This window comes from Prochlorococcus sp. MIT 1300, assembly GCF_034092375.1.
In the GTDB taxonomy this organism is placed as follows: domain Bacteria; phylum Cyanobacteriota; class Cyanobacteriia; order PCC-6307; family Cyanobiaceae; genus MIT-1300.
Genome location: NZ_CP139302.1, coordinates 1129789 through 1147647, shown reverse-complemented (window position 1 = coordinate 1147647; position 17859 = coordinate 1129789). Strand labels below are relative to the sequence as shown.

The window sequence follows — 17859 nt, the reverse complement described above, 5'->3', positions numbered from 1 at the left end:
CTTGGATTTGGTTAGGTTCTTTTTACGCCGCGAGATTCCTAAATCGAGTGAATTGATGTTCAAACAATAGTTTGACTGTTCCTACTGGCCCATTTCGGTGTTTCGTCACAATTACCTCAGCAATGCCCCTATCAGGGGTGTCTGGGTTGTAGTAGTCATCTCGGTAAATCATTAACACTAGGTCTGCGTCTTGTTCGATTGAACCTGATTCACGTAAATCGCTCAACATTGGCCGTTTGTTAGTCCTGGACTCCACTCCACGGCTTAGTTGGGACAAAGCTATTACAGGTACTTTTAACTCTCTTGCCATGCCTTTCAGGCCTCGGGTAATTCTGGAAAGCTCTTGGACTCGATTATCTGGAGTGGTACCTTCCATTAGTTGAAGATAGTCAATAACTATTAATCCAAGTTCTTTCCCTTGTTCGGCCATCAGTCGTCGACAAAGAGAGCGCATTTCTAAAACCCCGGAATTGGGTTTGTCATCGATAAATATCGGTAGTTGACCTAGCGTATTAATTCCTTGGCCTAGGAGAGGCCATTCATCTTGTTGTAATCGCCCTGTTCTTAGCCTTCCACTTTCAATACCCACTTCCATTGACAGAAGTCTATAGGTAAGTTGCTCTTTACTCATTTCCAAACTAAAGATACAAACTGGTAAATCATGCAGTTGAGCTACATTTTTGGCCATGTTGAGGACTATGGATGTTTTCCCCATGGCAGGACGTCCTGCAACTATTACCAGATCACTTCTTTGAAGGCCCTGAGTCATAGCGTCAAGGTCATAGAAATTGATAGGTATACCTGCAACCGAAGTTCCTAAAGATCGACTTTCTATTTCATTGAATGTGCTTGTGAGAATCTCTGAGGTTGGTGTCAGTCCTTTAGAGGGTTTTTCTTGACTAATTTCAAAAACTTTTTGCTCGGCCTTATCTAAAACCTCTTCCATGGGCATTTTTTGATCAAAACCAAGTTGAATCACTTCATTTCCAGAACGAATTAGCTGACGACGGAGAAATTTGTCCATTACTAATCTTGCGACTTGCTCGATTGATGCTGTTGATGCAACTTGATCAACTAATTCCACCAGTCGATTGGCGCCACCAATTTTTTCCAAAGCACCCGTGTCTGCCAGCCAGGCACTCATTGCTGTGAGATCAGTAGGCTTGCCTTGGCTGTGGAGCATTAAGGCTGTTCTATAAATTTCTTTGTGAGCATTGATATAAAAGGCTTCGGGTTGGAGTAAGTCTGCTACTCGACTAATTGCATCCGGATCCAGCAAAACCCCACCTAGTACTGCCTCTTCTGCTTCTAGGTTTTGTGGTGGTATGGAATCAGGAAGAGCTTCAAAGCGAGGCTCTGAACTATTGGACTTGTGGAAGGGTCTAGATCCCTTGCGTGTATCACCGCCGTTATCAGGAAGGGGGGCGCTCACCATATAGAGCTAAAGGAGTAAAGGGGGGACTTACTTTGACTGTCTCTTGAAGCTTTGCAACCTGTTAGTAACTAAGGACCTCAAGATTGATTTCTGCGGTGACTTCACTATGCAGCTTTACTTGTACTTTGTATTTGCCAGTGCGATGGATTTCAGGAACAGTAATGTTTCTGCGATCAATTTCTTTTTTTGTCGCCTCTTCTATTGCTTCGGCAACATCGCCATTGGTAACGGTTCCAAATAGAACCTCGTCTTCTCCGATTTGTTTTTTCACCGTAAAACGCCCAATAGTGACTAGGGCTGTTTGGAAATCAATTGCTTCCTGTTTGAGTGACGCCTCAAGCTCAGCTTGTTTAGCTCGCCGATGTTCGACTTGCTTTAAAACGGCTGGTGTGACTGGTAATGCTTTGTCGTAAGGGAGAAGAAAGTTGCGGGCGTATCCGGGTGCAACTTCTACAAGATCTCCATCTTTGCCAAGACTGAGGATGTCTTCATTGAGAACGACTTTTACACGCTTTGCCATGGCTATATCGGTGCGGCTAAAAAGTTGGTTGGTTGTTAACCCTACGATGCGGCTGGTAGCCGGACCTTGTTTGCTAATCCTATTGCCTTTAAAAGGCGTATATGTTGCCAGGTGAGATCAATTTGACCTTTTTGAAGGCCTTGTTTTGCTGAGTAAGGGAATGCATGGTGATTGTTATGCCATCCCTCTCCAAAAGTTAAGGCTGCCACCCAGGGATTGTTGCGTGAACCATCTCCACTCTCAAAAGCAACTGTTCCCCAACAGTGTGTTGCTGAATTAACCAGCCATGTCACGTGATACACAAGAACTAAGCGGAGTGGTATTCCCCAAAGAATTAATTCCCACCCACCCACGTTAGTAATTTGGCCCAGCAAAAAGAGCAACATCGCAAGCGGTACCTGAAGTAATAGAAAATTCTTATTAAGCCAGCGATAGTAAGGGTCTTTACGTAGATCCCCAGTCAACGTTGGTACTGCTTGCATAGCTGGAATTGGTTTGAACATCCATCCCATATGGCTCCACCAAAAGCCTTTATTGCTGTTGTGGTGATCAGCGTCGGTATCTGAAAATTTGTGGTGGTGTCGATGAAGTCCTACCCAGTCGATTGGACCGTGCTGGCAACTTAAGGCACCACATGTTGCAAAAAAACGTTCCAGCCAAAGGGGTACACGCAAAGCTCTATGTGAAAGAAGTCTGTGGTAGCCAAGAGTGACACCTAAACAAGCTGTAATCCAATAGAGAATGGATAGGGTTGTGACTGACTCCCAGCTCCAAAAAGCTGGATTTAAGGCAAATATTGATAAAGCATGGATGGTGATCATGAACAGGATTGTTCCCCAGCGCCGCTGTTTATTTGGTTGATAGCTTGATCCTGCCCCTGGGAGCATTTGAAGATTTGAAGACATGCTCAGTGCCTTGCCAGCAGACGCGGGTCTGCTTGGGGTTGCGAGAGGTTTATTTACAATGGATAACATGGTGATCAGTTCCATTGTGTAAGAACATAGATGATACGGATCCATATCGTCTTGCTCTCTTTGATATTGAGTGTGATTTTTTGATTATTGATTACCGCGATCGACTTTCAAATGGCCGGAGAGCAATGGCTCATCTGATTCATGTTTGGCATGAGCGCAATGGCTGGTCTCATCGAGTGCTTCCAGCCTTGGTTGAAAGTTTGAGTTTGGGCCGTGTTCATAATTCTCAGATATCTAATCTTCGAAATGCCAAGCTTGCTGCCCCAGGGCCAGAAGTTTTTTTAGCGCTTGCTCAGGCGAATTTAATTCTTCACAAGGGATTGGAGCATGTGCAAGATCGATTGGCTGAAGTCCATCCTGAATTACTCGAAGTTCTTAGAGAATCTTCCTTGTCTCTCGAGGGAGATGATGGCAAAGCTATTGGTACTGGCGATCTTTTTGAGATCTTCGTTGGCTTAGCTCCTTTGCCAGCTTGTTACAACTGGTTTATTGAAGATGAAGAGGCGGCAGGTCTAAGTGCTGCTTTAGCAGATTTTTTCTGTCAAGGTAAAACCTGGCGAAAATGCCGTGATCATGTTTTAAATGCCTATCCGGTTAAGAAGATTTCGAGAAGAGAGCGTTTTGCAGAGGTGATGGCTGGGTTAAGAGATTTCACTGCTGAAGAGTTAGATGGTGAATTATTGGATTTGTGTACCACTCAGCAAATTCTTTTCGGGGAGAAATCGATGAAAGCCGATGGTTTTCTGGAAGAACTTAGAACTCGCGCTAATAACTTGGGTATTCAATAGGGATTGCTAGGAGCTGCTGTATTTGGTTTGACGAATTTGACGGGCCAAACCAAAGCGCTTTAAGAGTTTGATGTGCTGCCAGGTAATGTCAAATTCGAACCATCTCAGGCCATGTCGAGCGCTGTGTGGATAGGCATGATGGTTGTTGTGCCATCCTTCTCCAAACGAAAGTAAGGCAACCCACCAGCAATTCCTTGACAGGTCTGGAGTGTCAAAGTTGCGGTATCCAAAGGTATGTGTGGCTGAATTCACGAACCATGTCACGTGATACACAACTACAAGTCTTAAAGGTATTGCCCAAAGGACTAATCCGAGTCCTCCTCCATTAACTTGGTTGAGTTCCCCATACCAGTAAAGACCAAGTACGAGAGGTATTTGCATTAGTAGGAACCAATGATCTAGCCAGCGATAAAACGGGTCTGCAAGTAGATCACTGGCTAATCGATCGGTATGTTCTAGTGCAGGGATTTCATGGAGCATCCACTCGCTATGACTCCACCAAAAGCCTCGCCCGGCATCATGGTGATCATTGGGTTGATCAGAGAATTTATGATGATGGCGATGAAGTGCAACCCATTCGATGGGTCCGCTTTGGCAAGCAAGACTTCCCATAACTACAAGAACCTTTTCGACCCAGCTTGGGACGACAAAACTTCTGTGAGCTACTAGTCGATGCAACCCCAGAGTGACTCCTAAAACTGTTATCCAGTAAAGAACTGCAAAAGATGCCAGTCCCTGCCAGCTCCAGAAGGCTGGGAGCAAAGCGAAGCTGGCTCCAATATGGATTGCAAGCATGAAACTAGTTGTTCCTACTCGGAACTTGCTTTGACTGGGCGGGAGAGGTTCTCTTGGGGTCACCATCCCTTGCCTGAGTTGTGCCTCACGGTTGTTTAATGAGGTCGTAGAAATATTTGAAACCAAGATGAACTCCTTTGGTTAGCGCGTGCCGTTTGTTCAATTTTTCAAGAGGAACGTTTGGGCAATTAAGAGTAAGAATCTAAAGGAACTGTAAACCTCGCCTTCATTTTTGTGCAGAGATTTGTTGCTGAAGATTGTGAAAAAGCAGTTGAGACCTGGGCCAGTGAGTATCTCAACTCCCAGATGGAGGGCTTCAATCCACTAATTGAAGCTCACGCTCAAATGCTTATGGTTCGCCTCCAGAAGGTTTTAGAGGCTTTTGCTGCGGAGCGTGTTGGGACTCAACATTTTGCTTCCTCAACCGGTTATGGACATGACGACCAAAGCAGAGAAGTGGTTGATCGTGTTTTTGCAAGGGTTTTAGGCGCTGAAAAAGCAGCAGTAAGGGTTCAGTTTGTGAGTGGGACGCATGCAATCACTTCAGCTCTATTTGGGGTTCTTCGACCTGGCGATGCTCTTTTGACTGCTACAGGAGCGCCTTACGAAACTCTTGAGGAGGTAATCGGCATTCGTGGATCTGGTCAGGGCTCTCTTAAGGACTTTGGTATTGATTATCAGGAATGCTCTTGTTTTCAGAATGGATCTGTTGATCTTTTTGCTCTGAAACAAGCTTTAAGAGTTCCAAGGCGAATGGTATTTATTCAGCGGAGTTGCGGGTATTCATGGCGTCCATCATTGACTATTGATCAACTTGCAGAAATCTGTGCGTTGATTCATTCTCATCAACCTGACTGTGTTTGTTTTGTAGATAATTGCTATGGAGAGTTAGTTGCTGAGCAGGAGCCCTGCGAGGTAGGTGCTGATCTAATTGCAGGATCACTAATTAAAAATCTCGGTGGCACGATTGCACCTACTGGTGGTTACGTGGCCGGAAGAGCTGATTTGGTTGAAAAAGCTTGTTATAGGTTGACTGCACCAGGAATAGGTTCGCAAGCAGGTATTGGTTTTGATTTGAACCGTCTAATCTTGCAAGGTCTATTTTTAGCGCCTCAGATGGTCACAGAGGCTTTGATTGGTGCAGACCTTGTAGCAACTGTTTTTCAAGGCTTGGGTTTCCCAGTACGGCCATTGCCTGGAGAATTAAGAGGAGATGTGATTCAAGCTGTTCGTTTAGGGAATCCAGAGCTTTTAAAATCTGTGTGCCGGAGCTTTCAGGCTGCCTCCCCTGTGGGTTCATATCTTGATCCTGTACCTGCACCTATGCCTGGTTATGCGAATGAATTAGTAATGGCTGGCGGCACTTTTATTGATGGAAGTACTAGTGAGTTTTCGGCAGATGCCCCTTTAAAGCCTCCTTACAATTTGTATGTTCAAGGTGGTACTCATCATATTCATATCAAATTGGCTTTAAAGAGAGCGTTGATTGGCTTGGTTAAAGCAGGTTTGCTTGAAATGTCCCAAACTGGTTGAATTCGTTTGGCCCTAAATTTCAATGGCCTTCAATTTTCCAGAGCAGTATCGCTTTGCTGATAGTCATGAATATGCCTTCCTAGAGGAGGATTTGGTTCGAGTGGGCATCAGTGCATTCGCTGTTGACCAGCTAGGTGACATTGTCTTTGTTGACCTTCCTGAAGTGGGTGATGTTGTTACTAAGGGGCAAACTTTTGGATCTGTTGAATCAGTAAAAGCAGTCGAGGATATGTATTCACCGATTAGTGGTGAGGTTGTTAGAAGGAATGAATCAGTTCTTTCTAGTACTGAGGAATTGCAAAATGATCCGCATGGGGAGGGGTGGCTATTGCTTGTACGTCCTTCAGAGCCTTCTCAGTTGCAAGAGCTTATGGATGCTTCGTCTTATGCGAATAAGGTCGCAGCTAATTAGTCCAGAATTGTTAAGCGATGCTTGGCGATTTTTTAGTCTGGACACTTAGTTAGCTAAATACCCAACGTGCTTGACAAAGTCTCTAATGAGACCTCTTTCGTTGAGTCTTCGCCTTTCCTAAAGCGTCATCTAGGTCCTAGCTCTCAGGATATAGATCAAATGCTTAAGGAACTTGGCCATGATGACTTGGAGGATTTTGTTAAGGCAGTAATTCCAGCAGACATTCTCGAGGTAGATCCTGATTATGAGGATTTTTTACCGGTTGGGTGTGATGAGGTTCATGCGCTTAATCACATCAGGTCTATAGCCGAGAAAAATAAGGTGTTGAGGTCTTTGATAGGACTTGGTTATTACTCCACAGCATTGCCAGCTTGTATACAGCGACATGTGTTTGAAAACCCTGCCTGGTACACCGCTTACACCCCCTATCAATCAGAAATAGCGCAAGGAAGGCTTGAGGCTTTATTCAATTTTCAAACACTGATCAGCGAATTAACTGGTCTACCTATTGCGAATGCCTCTTTACTTGATGAGGCGACTGCTGCTGCTGAGGCGATGAGTTTGAGCTTCGCAGCATGTAAACGAAATGGTGCGAACCGCTTTTTAGTGGATGAGCAAGTTTTGCCTCAGACCCTTGCTGTTCTGCGTACTAGAGCAGAGCCGTTGGGTGTAGTTCTGGATGTGAAAAAGCCGACTTCCTTTTGCTACGACTCAGATATTTTTGGAGCGTTTTTGCAACTACCTGGGGCGAATGGATGCATCTGGGACCCTGAAACTTTGGTGGAACATTGCCATCAGATTGGTGCTCTAGTCACTGCTGCGATAGACCCTTTGGCGCAAGTATTGATGAGACCTATTGGTGACTTAGGTGTAGATATTGCTATTGGCAGTGCCCAGCGTTTTGGAGTCCCGATGGGTTTTGGTGGACCACATGCCGCTTTTTTTGCCACTAATGAAGTATTTAAACGACAGGTGCCAGGTCGTTTAGTAGGTCAATCGGTTGATGCTGATGGTCAGCCCGCATTGCGATTGGCTTTGCAGACACGTGAACAACATATTCGCAGAGATAAGGCAACTAGCAATATTTGTACAGCGCAGGTTTTGCTAGCTGTAATAGCTGCTTTTTATGCTGTTTATCATGGGCCCAATGGCTTGAAGAATATTGCGTCTCGGATTATCAAATTACGTGCACTATTTCAACAAGAATTGATTAAACTCGGATATCAAATTGATGATATAGCCCGTTTTGATACCGTCGAGATTTTTGCTGAAAATGCTCCCGACGTTCATAAAATAGCAGTTAGTAGAGGATTTAATTTGCGCATTTTGCCTTTGGGTGCAGACATAGATCAAGCCAAAGGTTTTGGAGTTAGTTTTGATGAATTAAGTACTTTAGATGAGCTAGATCAGTTGCTGAAGGTTTGCGCAAGTGCCTTGGGCCAGGAATTTGATGGATTGCAAAATCACGAAACTCTTGATGCTGCTGCTCTTTTATTTGGAATACCACTCCGTCAGAAGAAATGGCTGCAGCAATCTGTTTTTAATAAGTTTCATAGTGAAACTGAAATGCTGCGTTATATCTATAGACTAGCGAGAAAGGATTTTTCATTAGTAGATGGGATGATTCCTTTGGGTAGTTGCACTATGAAGCTCAATGCAGTCGCAGAATTGATACCAGTAGGCTGGAAATCATTTGCCTCAATGCATCCATTCGCTCCAGCTAATCAGGCAGAAGGCTATATACATCTTTTTGCAGATTTAGAGAATTGGTTGGCGACTTTGACAGGGTTTGCGGGAGTTTCTTTACAGCCTAATGCTGGTTCCCAGGGAGAGTTTGCAGGATTATTAGTTATAAAGGAGTGGTATAAATCTCGTAAAGAACAGCATCGTAATATTTGCCTAATTCCTTCTAGCGCTCATGGTACAAATCCAGCAAGCTGTGTAATGGCTGGGTTCAAGGTTGTTCCAGTTGCTTGTGATGAAGCAGGGAATATTGATTTTAATGATTTACTCAGTAAGGCTGAAACATATTCTTTAAGCCTTGCAGCTTTAATGGTCACTTACCCTTCTACTCATGGCGTATTTGAGCCGCAGATCCGAGATATATGTGATTTAATTCATAAACATGGAGGTCAAGTGTATCTTGATGGAGCTAATTTAAATGCCCAGGTAGGTTTATGTAGGCCAGGAGTTTATGGAGCTGATGTTTGCCATTTAAATCTTCATAAGACATTTTGTATCCCTCATGGAGGAGGAGGCCCTGGTGTTGGCCCAATTGCAGTAGCAGATCATTTGGTGCCTTTTCTGCCAGGACACCCTCTTTCTTTTTGTGGTGGCCAAAAAGCTATTGGAGCTGTTTCCGCAGCTCCATGGGGAAGTGCAGGAATTCTTGCAATTAGTTGGATGTATTTGAGGATGATGGGTTTTACTGGCTTGCGCCATGCAAGTTCCATAGCTTTGCTTTCAGCTAATTATGTTGCTCAGAAGCTTGATTCTTCGTTTCCAGTTCTGTTTCGTGGTTTGAATGCTTTAGTTGCACATGAATGCATTTTGGATCTCCGTGGTTTCAAGAGGACTACAGGGATTGATGTAGAAGATATTGCAAAGAGGTTGATGGATTATGGATTTCATGCTCCAACAGTTAGTTGGCCTGTTGCTGGAACATTAATGGTTGAGCCAACTGAAAGTGAAAGTCTTGATGAGTTGAATCGTTTTTGTGAGGCAATGATTGCGATTAGGGCAGAGGTGGCGTTGATTGAATCTGGTCAAATGGATGCTCTCAACAATCCATTAAAAAAAGCTCCTCATACTTTGGCTGCCGTTACAGCAGATATATGGGAGCGCCCTTATTCGCGCAGGCAGGCTGCTTTTCCCCTGTCTTCTCAGCAAGAAACTAAGTACTGGCCGGCTGTTTCAAGGATTAATAATGCTTATGGGGATAGGAATTTGATTTGCAGCTGCCCTTCAATTGAAGACTTTGTTGCTTAAGCAATTTCAGTTACACCCTGGTGTAAACCTCATTAAGGAGGTAAATTTTCATCGAAAACCGAATTTTTGGTTTAATTTTGCCGACTAACTCAGTGTTTTGACCACACTGTTGCGCAGCGGCTCAGTTCGCTTGGGGGACACCATGGGTAGAGTCAAATCAACGGACAAGCAAACATCATCTTCAACAGTGCATGAATTAAGTTTGCCTCCTTTGCCGCAGAGCTTGGAGGGCTCTCTTTGCACTGGAGAGACTTTGAGGGTTGCTGGAACAAATGTGATTCGAGTTCCATTTGGGATTCGTCAATCTCGCAAAAAAAAGCCGCAGCGTCCAGAAACATTGGTAACACTAGTTCTTCCGTTGCAACCTCAGGGTCAACCAACTCCTCCACCTCAGGCAGCTTGAAACTACGCTGCTCTGCTTAGTGTTTTTTGATTTGCAAGTCGTTCATCCAGTATTTTCTTCACCTCAGTTAGGGAACATGGTTCGGTTCGGAAAGGTAGTAGTTTCATAGGGCTGCGTTCTGGACGCACCAACCATGAATTGTTCATTTGTGGCAATAAAAGAAATCCTCTATATCGGACTGCGTAATCGTGATTTGGTTGCGATTTCATCGCAGCACTAATGGATTTAAATATGCAATTATTCCACTACACAATATCTAGCGTGACAGGCAATTGCTGAAATTCTTTATACTTGCATCGAAGCGTTTTGTATTAGGTGATACATTTTGGATGAATGCTTGCCATTACTGCGTTATTTCTATTTTCTCTGGTCAGTAAATCAACATAGATTCAGGCGGTGTTTGATTGAGGTTTAGAGAACTACACCCCACATATGGGGCTGAGTAGATTCAGCTGTGGAGGCTTTGTAACTTGATTTGTCCTTTTGCCTTTTGAAATCAGTGCTTTATTTACGTCATAAGCTGCTCGAATTTTTAAATTGCTAATTTTTTCATTTGTAGGAGTCGAGTCAGAACATCTTTGATTGATTCATCTTTTGGAGGCTTTGCATGGTTACTCATTAGCTGCCTCCCTACGACTTGAGCCCCTAGGTGAGTGAGTTGGATACGTAATGACAGTAATAATTCCATCCCACCACCACCAGAAAAACTTGCCATTGCAATTGGTCTTCCATTAAACAAATAGCGAAACTCTTGTTCTTGAACTGATAACCAAGCAATTGCACTGGTGAGGACGGGTGGAATTGATCCGTTGTATTCCGGAGCGCAAATTACCCAGTAAGTGTTTGCGGACAATTTTTGACTCAAAGTGTTTACCAAATCTGGAATGCCTTCAGAAGCATGAGTTCTTGGGTTGTAAAGGGGCAAATTGACTTCGGTTAAGTCCAGGAGTTCTGATTGCGCACCTAACTCATTTCCTAATTTGATAAAACGTTCAGCGAGTTTTAGGTTTTCACCATTGCTGGCGGCAATGATTAAAAGCTTTGTTTGAGATTTTGTTGGCATAGGTTTTATAGGGTTAGTCAGCTGAGCAAATAACTGTCTTATTCAATAATTTGCTCCTGATTTCCGATGGTGTACAGCTGTTACACCTTCTTTGTCAAGTACTTTCCCATGATCTACTTCTGCGTAGATCAGCCAATGATCTCCACATTCAATTCTTTGACGTACGGTGCATTCCAGCCAGGCTAATGCTTTTGGAAGAATAGGGTGTCCTCCCGGGCTGTGTTCAAGTACGACTCCAGAGAAGCGATCTGCACCTGGTGCAAATGGTTGTAGAAATTGCTTCATGATTTTTTGTTCGTTGCCTGCACTAAGGACATTCAAAGTAAATGAGTCATCACGATGGAGCAGTGTTTCGATGGCTCGGTCCTTGGCTACTGCAACCGTCAGGCCTGGAGGAGTAAAGCTTGCTTGACTAATCCAACTAGCAACCATTGCCCCACTAAGTGTTTCTTTCTCTGTATTCTTTCGAGCTGTTAGAACGCTGAGTGAACCCACCACTCTTCCTAAAGCGAGAACTGCTGGATCGCTGCGACTTTCTGTGAGCCCCCCTTTTGTACGTTTTTGAAGTAGACGTTTTTGTTTTTTTAGCTCTCTTGCGAATTGCGTTCCTGTTTCGCTAATTGTTTTTAGCGTTGTCATATCAGGACTAAATTTAATTTTAATTGGCTCGAAGCCAAATTTGAATCCACCATCTTGTAGTTTGCTCTCTAATAAATCTAATGCTTCACCACTCCATCCAAAGCTGCCGAATATACCTACAGGCTTGCTTCTATCCCCTTCTGAGAGCAAGGTTCCTAGTGCAGACACTATTGGAGTTGGTGCATGGCCTCCGAGTGTTGGAGAGCCTATAAGGTATCCGTCAGCTCTTTGAATTGTTTTTAGTAATTGATCAGCTGGAGTGAATTCGCAATTAAGACTTTCCACTAACACACCAGTTCTGCTGACACCTTGGGCGAGTGCATCTGCGATTGCGGCTGTATTGCCATAGGCACTGGCGAACAATAAAGCTACTGTGAGTGAGCCTTGTTGTTGGGCTTCTCCCCATCTTTGATAGGAATTAAGTAAGCTACGCCAGCTGGTGCTAATTGCTGGCCCATGTCCTGGTGCAAGAGTCTGAATATCTAAGGTTTCCAGTTTGTCGACAAGAGTTGTTACTTGCGTGGCCATAGGGGCCATTAGACATTCATAAAAATGACGTCGATCTTCTTCTGTATTATTTGAATTCGCCTCTGCCCATTCAGGAGCGCATAGATGTGCTGCAAAGAATTTGTCGCTCATTAATAAGCCTAATTTTTTCTCAAATGCGATAAGCCCTCCTGGCCATCTGGGGGTTGGGGCTGCAATTAAACAGATGGTGTGGCCGGAGCTTGTAGAAATTTCTTTTTCTTGGCGTACTATTTGAATTTTTGGGAGACTTGGAATATCTTGTTGACCTTTTGAATTATTTTTGAATGCATTGGGTTTTTGCTGGTTCCATAGCTCTTTTAGCAATTTTGCGCCTGGATTTGAACTAAATAGTTCTACCTCTGGGAAAAGAGTTGCTAATTCTCTGAGCAGATTAACGCGATTTGGATTGACATGGCCAACGATAATTTGTAGCTTTTCGATTCGCTCTTTTAATGCATTTTTCAGAGCAGGTATGAATTCTTTCGAATATGTTGCACCAGGTGGATGTACAAGAATTGCTGTTTGATAATTGTGATCTGAATTTCCTGTATTTACATCAGAAAACAAAAAACTATTGTCTGTACTTCCGCGTTCTAATCCATATTCAACTTCAAACCTCAACCGTTTCGGACTTAATCCCCTGAGGCTGATCAATCCATCGTCAATAGGAATTTTAATTACTTTGAGTTGATCTGATCCCTGTTGGGAATGTTTTGAGCCAAAAAGTCTCATGATTTAGTAGTGGTTGCCAACCTTGCGATGATGTATGGCTGTAATTGCTTCTGAGTCAGCGACATTACCTTGCTCGACAACTGAATATATTATCCAATGGTCTGGGGTTTCGAGTCTTTGTTCAACCCTACAATTCAAGTAGGCGAGTGCATCGGTGAGGATAGGACCACCTCGAGCTACATCTTCTAAAATATTTATTCCTTCAAATCGATCAGCTCCAGGTGGGAAGCGCTTTAGGAAGTGGCGTAGTAAGTGTTGATAGTTGTCTTCACGCAGTACGTTGATTACAAAATTGTCTCCTACTTGCATTAAGGTTTCAATTGCACGGTCTTTGGCAACTGCAACTGTTAACCCAGGAGGATTGAAACTTGCTTGGCTGACCCAACTCGCAATCATTGCACTTCTTCGCTTGCTTTTGTTTTTACCTTGACTCGCTGTCACTACATATAGACCTCCACTAAGACGTCCAAGAGCTTTATCTAGATCACTATCTAGACTTTTCATTAGAGCTATTGACTTGGCACGTGTTAGTAACTGACCTAGGTCAGTTCCTGCCTCTTCAAAACGTTGGTATGTATTGCTATTAGGAGTTTCTTTAACTCTCAGTGCTTGGAAAGCCTCTTTTTGGCCAAGTTTTCTGAGTTGGCTTGCAATCGAGTCAATCGGCTCATCATTACCGCCATAAGAGTCATAAACGCCTACCCATTGGCTAGGTTTTAAGGCGGCAATAAGTGTGCCTATAGAACTTTGTAAATCAGGATTAGGATTTTCTGGCCAGGTTGGTACGACAATTGCTTTTGCTTCTCCGATTAGGCTACTGAGTTCTTGGGGGTCAGAACCTCTAAGGTCAACTAGTTGTACTTGTGCTTCAGTTTTCCCTATTCCATGAGCAATTGATTGACTTAGGCGATCACAGAAACCGTATTGACTCAGATAACAAATAGCTGCATAGTTTTCGCCTTTACTGCGTTGGGTACTCCATTCGCGATATTGATTTAGCCATAGATTGATATTGTTTTTTAAAATAGGTCCGTGCCCTACAGCGATAATCGATAATTGAGGCAACTTATCAACTCTTTTTAATGCTTGCAGAACACTACGGGCGTTTGGACCCATCAGACACTCATAATAGAAACGGAAATCAGCTGCTATGACTTCAGGATTTTTGTCGAATAGTTCATCGGAGCAGTAGTGGAGGCCAAATGCATCACAAGTAAAAAGTATTCCAGTTCCTTTATCGAAGGAAAAAATTGTATCTGGCCAGTGAAGGTTTGGGGCACTAATGAACTCAAAACAGTGCTCCACGCCGCTTTGAGGGTTTTGCCCTAGGTCTAGTACCTCGCCACTTTTAATAGCTCTAGAGCGAAAACTCCTGTGAATTTGATTCTCTAGAAATTGAATTGCAACCTTGGAAGCGACGATTTCAATATTTGGATTTAAATTTAGTAGGTTGCCTATTAATCCTGAATGGTCAGGCTCAGTATGGCTAACAATTAAGTAATCAATTTCAGTTGGATCCAAATGTTCGAGAAGTAGAGAAAGCCATGCCGACTCAAATTTTTTGTGACTGGTGTCTATTAAGGCTGTTTTTGCGCCTTGGACAATGAAGCTGTTATAGGTAGTTCCGTTACGCAAGCCGAATTCAATATCAAAACGATTTCGCTCCCAGTCCAGGGACCTTATTGTGTGAGTGTCAGTTGCAAGGGCAGCATATTGTAGTGAAAGTCTGTCCTCTAAATTAATCGTTGCAACTTTGGCATCAGGCTGATCAGCTGCCATGGACTGTGTCTCTGAATAAGTCAACTCTAGGAATATTGACCACTAGAAGTGGATTTTTTTAAGAGTAGGCAAGATTAGGAAGCCAGCTAACGAGACCTGGAAAGGTGAGAATGACCATTAGAACAGCAACTTGGAGCCCTACAAATGGTAAAGCGCCCATATAAATTTCTTTTGTAGTTATTGATTTAGGTGCAACGCCTCTTAGGTAGAACAGGGCAAATCCGAAGGGAGGCGTTAAAAAGGAGGTTTGTAGGTTTGCGCCAATTACAACACCTAGCCAAACGATTGCTTCAGGGCCAAGTAATTCGCGAGCTGTAGGAAGCAGTAGTGGGACAGCTATAAAAGCTATTTCAAAGAAGTCAATGAAGAAGCCAAGAATAAAGATGATTAGCATGCTGAAAGCGATAAATCCCAATTTTCCTCCTGGCAGATTTAGCAATAATTCAGCAATTAAATCATCACCTTCTATCCCTCTAAAGACCAAACTGAATGCAGTAGAGCCGAGCAAGATGCCCATCACCATAGAGGTAGTGCGTACGGTTTCGTCGCAGACTTTTGTTAAAGCTGAACGACTGAATCCACCATTGAGACCAGCGAGGAATATTGCTCCGATTGCACCTAAAGTGCCTGCTTCGGTTGGAGTTGCTATTCCTATGAATATGCTTCCTAGAACTAAGAGTATTAGCCCTAATGGTGGAATGATTGTCTGAAGCACTTCAAGAAATTTGATTTGACCAAGTTCTTCCCAATTTTGTTGAGGAGCTAGTTCAGGCTTTAATGCAGTAATTACTAATACATAGGCTGCAAATGCACCTGCCATCATTAGCCCAGGGATAACAGACCCAAGGAAGAGGTCTCCTACTGAGATTCCAAGTTGATCCCCCAGTACTACCAGGACAATGCTTGGTGGGATTATTTGGCCAAGGGTGCCTGAGGCAGCTATTACTCCAGTTGCTAATGATCGGTTATAGCCAGCTTTCAACATTGCAGGTAGAGAAATTAATCCCATAGTGGTTACCGTTGCGGCTACGACTCCTGTCGTCGCTGCAAGTAAGGCACCTACAAGAACTACTGCAATTGCAAGGCCACCTTTAAGTCTGCCCAGTAGTTGGCTAATGCTTTCAAGAAGTCTTGCAGCTATTCCGGATGTTTCTAACATTGATCCCATAAAGACAAAAGCAGGTATCGCTAACAACGTGAAATTGCCCATAATGCCCAAAATTCTTTGGGGTAGGGCTTTCACAAATACAGGTTCAATTACTCCTAGTCCAATGCCTATGAAGGCGAATAAAACTGCCACTCCACCCAGGCAAAATGCCACGGGATAACCAGTCAAGAGGACTATTATTAGTGCCAAGAACATTGTTGGACCCAGTACCAAAACAGGGTCAAAGCTGATCACATAACCAAGCGCCTCAAGCTCAATCAAGTTTTGTGCCTCCTCTCATCTGTCTTGCTTTGTCCTTGAACTTTTGTATATGAACGAATTGCCTCGGCAATCCCTTGTAGCACTAGAAGAAAGAAGCCAAGAGGAATGAAGACTTTTACTAGATAACGAGGTAAGCCATTTGGATCAGGCGATGCTTCATTGATGGCTATTGAGAGTAGAGCAGGTTCGATAGAAAGCGCCATTACGGCAATGGCGAATGGTAATAGTAAGAAGAGTGTGCCAAAAAGTTCATTTCTTTCTCTTTGTCTACCGCCCCAATAGCTTTGAAGAACATCTACTCTGACGTGACCTTGCCGTTGTAAGGTCCATCCCATTCCCAACAGAAAAATAAGGTCAAAAAAGTACCACTGTCCTTCAATTAATCCATTGGAACTAAGATTATTTCCTATGGCTACCCCGAGATAGCGACCAACAACATTCCAGAGTCCGAGGCTAAGCATTAGTAGGACAGCTAATTGTGCAACCTTGGCCGCAGCTTTATTGATGTTGTCGATTCGAGTTGCTAGATCAATCCATCGTTTCATTGTTTGTTCTCTGGCAGCTTGTAATTAAATCTCGAGTAAGAAAATTCATTGATTTGGTTCCAGCCAAAGATCTCGTTTTGAAATTTTTTCCATTCCGTAAAGACTTTGCGAAAGTCCTGATTCTTTATGGCTAGATCTGAATACATTTGATATGAGGCGTTTTGAGCACTTTGCAGAATGCTGTCTTCGTAGGGTACTAGTTCTGTACCTTTCGCTAAGAGATTTTGTAAAGCAGCACCATTGAGATTGTCGTAACGACTCAACATGGTGAGGTTTGCTTCGTAACAGGCGCTAATGAAGATTTCTTGATATTCCTTAGGCAGTTTGTTCCAGGCTTTTTTGTTGACTAGTCCTGAGAGTGTTGGTCCTGGTTCCCACCAGCCTGGGTAGTAGTAGAACTTAGCTGCTCGATAAAGACCTAATTTTTCGTCGTCATATGGACCCGTCCATTCCGCTGCATCTATGGCGCCGCGGTCAAGAGCTAGATATATCTCACCCCCTGGCAATACTTGAACATTCACGCCTAACTCGGCCATGACCTTCCCACCTAGACCAGGTATACGCATTTTCAACCCCTGTAAGGATTGGAGTCCATCTAACTTTCGTTTAAACCAGCCTCCCATTTGAGCTCCGGTGTTACCTGCAGGGAACCCAATTACGCCGAAGTCTGAGTAGAGGTTGTTAAGTAGTGTGTTGCCACCAGCTTCATAGAGCCAAGCATTTTGTTGTTGGGCTGTGAGGCCAAATGGTACGGAAGTGCCGAATGCAAAAGCAGGATTTTTACCTATGTAGTAGTAGCTAGCAGTATGTCCGCATTCCACCGAGCCTGCTTGCACAGCATCTAAAACTTCTAGACCAGGAACTAGTTCCCCGGCAGCATAGGGTTTAATCTGAAAGCCCCCCCCGCTGAGTTCAAGGACCCGTTGGCTAATAGTTTCTGCGCCTCCATAAATAGTATCTAATGATAGAGGCCAGCTAGTGGCCATACGCCATTTAACTTTTGGGCGACCAGGTTCACTTATCTCGTCATTTTTTCGGATAGTACAGGAGCCTAAAACTCCTGCACCTAGAGCTGCTGTAATTGCTGTTGCACCAGTCCCTAAGAGTTCTCTTCTTTTCATGTCTTTTCCTTTTAGTTGGATTCTGCGGCGAAAATCGCCTTCAGAATGAACTTCAATTCTGAGCAGTTTTTACCTTAGCCAAGCTTTCTTAGGGAAAGGGTTTAGGTTTCTTGATCGTTTGGGTTGGGAAGGTCAGCGAGCTTTAGTATCTATTCGATTAGAAAACTTTGGCAAA

General features: G+C 43.6%; 16 protein-coding genes. 5 read left to right on the top strand and 11 right to left on the bottom strand.

Features of this window, described 5'->3' with window-relative positions; translation table 11 throughout:
- Window positions 1-22 precede the first annotated feature (22 nt).
- The 3 genes from dnaB to SOI83_RS06010 all read right to left on the bottom strand — a co-directional run bounded on the left by dnaB (window position 23) and on the right by SOI83_RS06010 (window position 2842).
- Window positions 23-1435: a replicative DNA helicase gene (gene dnaB / locus SOI83_RS06020; RefSeq protein WP_320675800.1), complete on the bottom strand. Its 1413-nt coding sequence runs from the start codon at window positions 1433-1435 to the stop codon at window positions 23-25.
- Window positions 1436-1496: 61 nt separating this feature from the next.
- The gene (rplI, locus tag SOI83_RS06015; RefSeq protein ID WP_320675799.1) at window positions 1497-1955 is read right to left on the bottom strand and encodes a 50S ribosomal protein L9; all 459 of its coding nucleotides are present in this window, start codon (window positions 1953-1955) and stop codon (window positions 1497-1499) included.
- Between the two features lie 41 nt (window positions 1956-1996).
- On the bottom strand, window positions 1997-2842 hold the full coding sequence (locus SOI83_RS06010; protein ID WP_414153441.1) for an acyl-CoA desaturase: 846 nt from the start codon (window positions 2840-2842) through the stop codon (window positions 1997-1999).
- A gap of 212 nt (window positions 2843-3054) precedes the next feature.
- Here SOI83_RS06010 and SOI83_RS06005 point away from each other — a divergent pair, with 212 nt between their 5' ends.
- Window positions 3055-3717: a hypothetical protein gene (locus SOI83_RS06005; protein WP_320677684.1), complete on the top strand. Its 663-nt coding sequence runs from the start codon at window positions 3055-3057 to the stop codon at window positions 3715-3717.
- A gap of 6 nt (window positions 3718-3723) precedes the next feature.
- Here SOI83_RS06005 and SOI83_RS06000 read toward each other — a convergent pair whose 3' ends face one another.
- Window positions 3724-4578, bottom strand: coding sequence for an acyl-CoA desaturase (locus tag SOI83_RS06000; RefSeq protein WP_320677683.1), 855 nt, complete (start codon window positions 4576-4578; stop codon window positions 3724-3726).
- 240 nt (window positions 4579-4818) lie between these two features.
- Here SOI83_RS06000 and SOI83_RS05995 point away from each other — a divergent pair, with 240 nt between their 5' ends.
- The 4 genes from SOI83_RS05995 to SOI83_RS05980 all read left to right on the top strand — a co-directional run bounded on the left by SOI83_RS05995 (window position 4819) and on the right by SOI83_RS05980 (window position 9848).
- Window positions 4819-6045: an aminotransferase class I/II-fold pyridoxal phosphate-dependent enzyme gene (locus tag SOI83_RS05995; RefSeq protein WP_320677682.1), complete on the top strand. Its 1227-nt coding sequence runs from the start codon at window positions 4819-4821 to the stop codon at window positions 6043-6045.
- Window positions 6046-6067: 22 nt separating this feature from the next.
- A complete protein-coding gene (gene gcvH / locus SOI83_RS05990; protein WP_320675797.1) occupies window positions 6068-6457 on the top strand; it encodes a glycine cleavage system protein GcvH in 390 nt (129 codons plus the stop codon).
- Window positions 6458-6523: 66 nt separating this feature from the next.
- Window positions 6524-9445: an aminomethyl-transferring glycine dehydrogenase gene (gene gcvP / locus SOI83_RS05985; RefSeq protein ID WP_320675796.1), complete on the top strand. Its 2922-nt coding sequence runs from the start codon at window positions 6524-6526 to the stop codon at window positions 9443-9445.
- 142 nt (window positions 9446-9587) lie between these two features.
- A complete protein-coding gene (locus tag SOI83_RS05980) occupies window positions 9588-9848 on the top strand; it encodes a hypothetical protein (RefSeq protein ID WP_320675795.1) in 261 nt (86 codons plus the stop codon).
- 2 nt (window positions 9849-9850) lie between these two features.
- Here the strand turns inward: SOI83_RS05980 and SOI83_RS05975 are convergent, their stop codons facing one another.
- The 7 genes from SOI83_RS05975 to SOI83_RS05945 all read right to left on the bottom strand — a co-directional run bounded on the left by SOI83_RS05975 (window position 9851) and on the right by SOI83_RS05945 (window position 17684).
- The gene (locus tag SOI83_RS05975) at window positions 9851-10057 is read right to left on the bottom strand and encodes a hypothetical protein (RefSeq protein ID WP_320675794.1); all 207 of its coding nucleotides are present in this window, start codon (window positions 10055-10057) and stop codon (window positions 9851-9853) included.
- 323 nt (window positions 10058-10380) lie between these two features.
- Window positions 10381-10911, bottom strand: coding sequence for an NAD(P)H-dependent oxidoreductase (locus tag SOI83_RS05970; RefSeq protein WP_320675793.1), 531 nt, complete (start codon window positions 10909-10911; stop codon window positions 10381-10383).
- Window positions 10912-10953: 42 nt separating this feature from the next.
- On the bottom strand, window positions 10954-12810 hold the full coding sequence (locus SOI83_RS05965; RefSeq protein ID WP_320675792.1) for a diflavin flavoprotein: 1857 nt from the start codon (window positions 12808-12810) through the stop codon (window positions 10954-10956).
- A gap of 3 nt (window positions 12811-12813) precedes the next feature.
- A complete protein-coding gene (locus SOI83_RS05960) occupies window positions 12814-14589 on the bottom strand; it encodes a diflavin flavoprotein (protein ID WP_320675791.1) in 1776 nt (591 codons plus the stop codon).
- 58 nt (window positions 14590-14647) lie between these two features.
- Window positions 14648-16018 carry a TRAP transporter large permease subunit gene (locus SOI83_RS05955; RefSeq protein WP_320675790.1) on the bottom strand — a complete coding sequence of 457 codons (1371 nt, stop codon included), beginning with the start codon at window positions 16016-16018 and terminating at the stop codon, window positions 14648-14650.
- Window positions 16015-16563, bottom strand: a complete 549-nt coding sequence (locus SOI83_RS05950; RefSeq protein WP_320675789.1) for a TRAP transporter small permease subunit — start codon at window positions 16561-16563, stop codon at window positions 16015-16017. The genes SOI83_RS05955 and SOI83_RS05950 overlap by 4 nt, the downstream gene beginning before the upstream one ends.
- Window positions 16560-17684, bottom strand: a complete 1125-nt coding sequence (locus SOI83_RS05945) for a TRAP transporter substrate-binding protein (protein ID WP_320675788.1) — start codon at window positions 17682-17684, stop codon at window positions 16560-16562. The genes SOI83_RS05950 and SOI83_RS05945 overlap by 4 nt, the downstream gene beginning before the upstream one ends.
- Window positions 17685-17859 lie beyond the last annotated feature (175 nt).

Excerpts from the sequence above, each read along its gene's own strand:
- dnaB (WP_320675800.1), bottom strand. The coding sequence starts at position 1,435 with ATGGTGAGCGCCCCCCTTCCTGATAACGGCGGTGATACACGCAAGGGA.
- rplI (WP_320675799.1), bottom strand. The coding sequence starts at position 1,955 with ATGGCAAAGCGTGTAAAAGTCGTTCTCAATGAAGACATCCTCAGTCTT.
- SOI83_RS06010 (WP_414153441.1), bottom strand. The coding sequence starts at position 2,842 with ATGCTCCCAGGGGCAGGATCAAGCTATCAACCAAATAAACAGCGGCGC.
- SOI83_RS06005 (WP_320677684.1), top strand. The coding sequence starts at position 3,055 with ATGGCTCATCTGATTCATGTTTGGCATGAGCGCAATGGCTGGTCTCAT.
- SOI83_RS06000 (WP_320677683.1), bottom strand. The coding sequence starts at position 4,578 with ATGGTGACCCCAAGAGAACCTCTCCCGCCCAGTCAAAGCAAGTTCCGA.
- SOI83_RS05995 (WP_320677682.1), top strand. The coding sequence starts at position 4,819 with ATGGAGGGCTTCAATCCACTAATTGAAGCTCACGCTCAAATGCTTATG.
- gcvH (WP_320675797.1), top strand. The coding sequence starts at position 6,068 with ATGGCCTTCAATTTTCCAGAGCAGTATCGCTTTGCTGATAGTCATGAA.
- SOI83_RS05980 (WP_320675795.1), top strand. The coding sequence starts at position 9,588 with ATGGGTAGAGTCAAATCAACGGACAAGCAAACATCATCTTCAACAGTG.
- SOI83_RS05975 (WP_320675794.1), bottom strand. The coding sequence starts at position 10,057 with ATGAAATCGCAACCAAATCACGATTACGCAGTCCGATATAGAGGATTT.
- SOI83_RS05970 (WP_320675793.1), bottom strand. The coding sequence starts at position 10,911 with ATGCCAACAAAATCTCAAACAAAGCTTTTAATCATTGCCGCCAGCAAT.
- SOI83_RS05965 (WP_320675792.1), bottom strand. The coding sequence starts at position 12,810 with ATGAGACTTTTTGGCTCAAAACATTCCCAACAGGGATCAGATCAACTC.
- SOI83_RS05960 (WP_320675791.1), bottom strand. The coding sequence starts at position 14,589 with ATGGCAGCTGATCAGCCTGATGCCAAAGTTGCAACGATTAATTTAGAG.
- SOI83_RS05950 (WP_320675789.1), bottom strand. The coding sequence starts at position 16,563 with ATGAAACGATGGATTGATCTAGCAACTCGAATCGACAACATCAATAAA.
- SOI83_RS05945 (WP_320675788.1), bottom strand. The coding sequence starts at position 17,684 with ATGAAAAGAAGAGAACTCTTAGGGACTGGTGCAACAGCAATTACAGCA.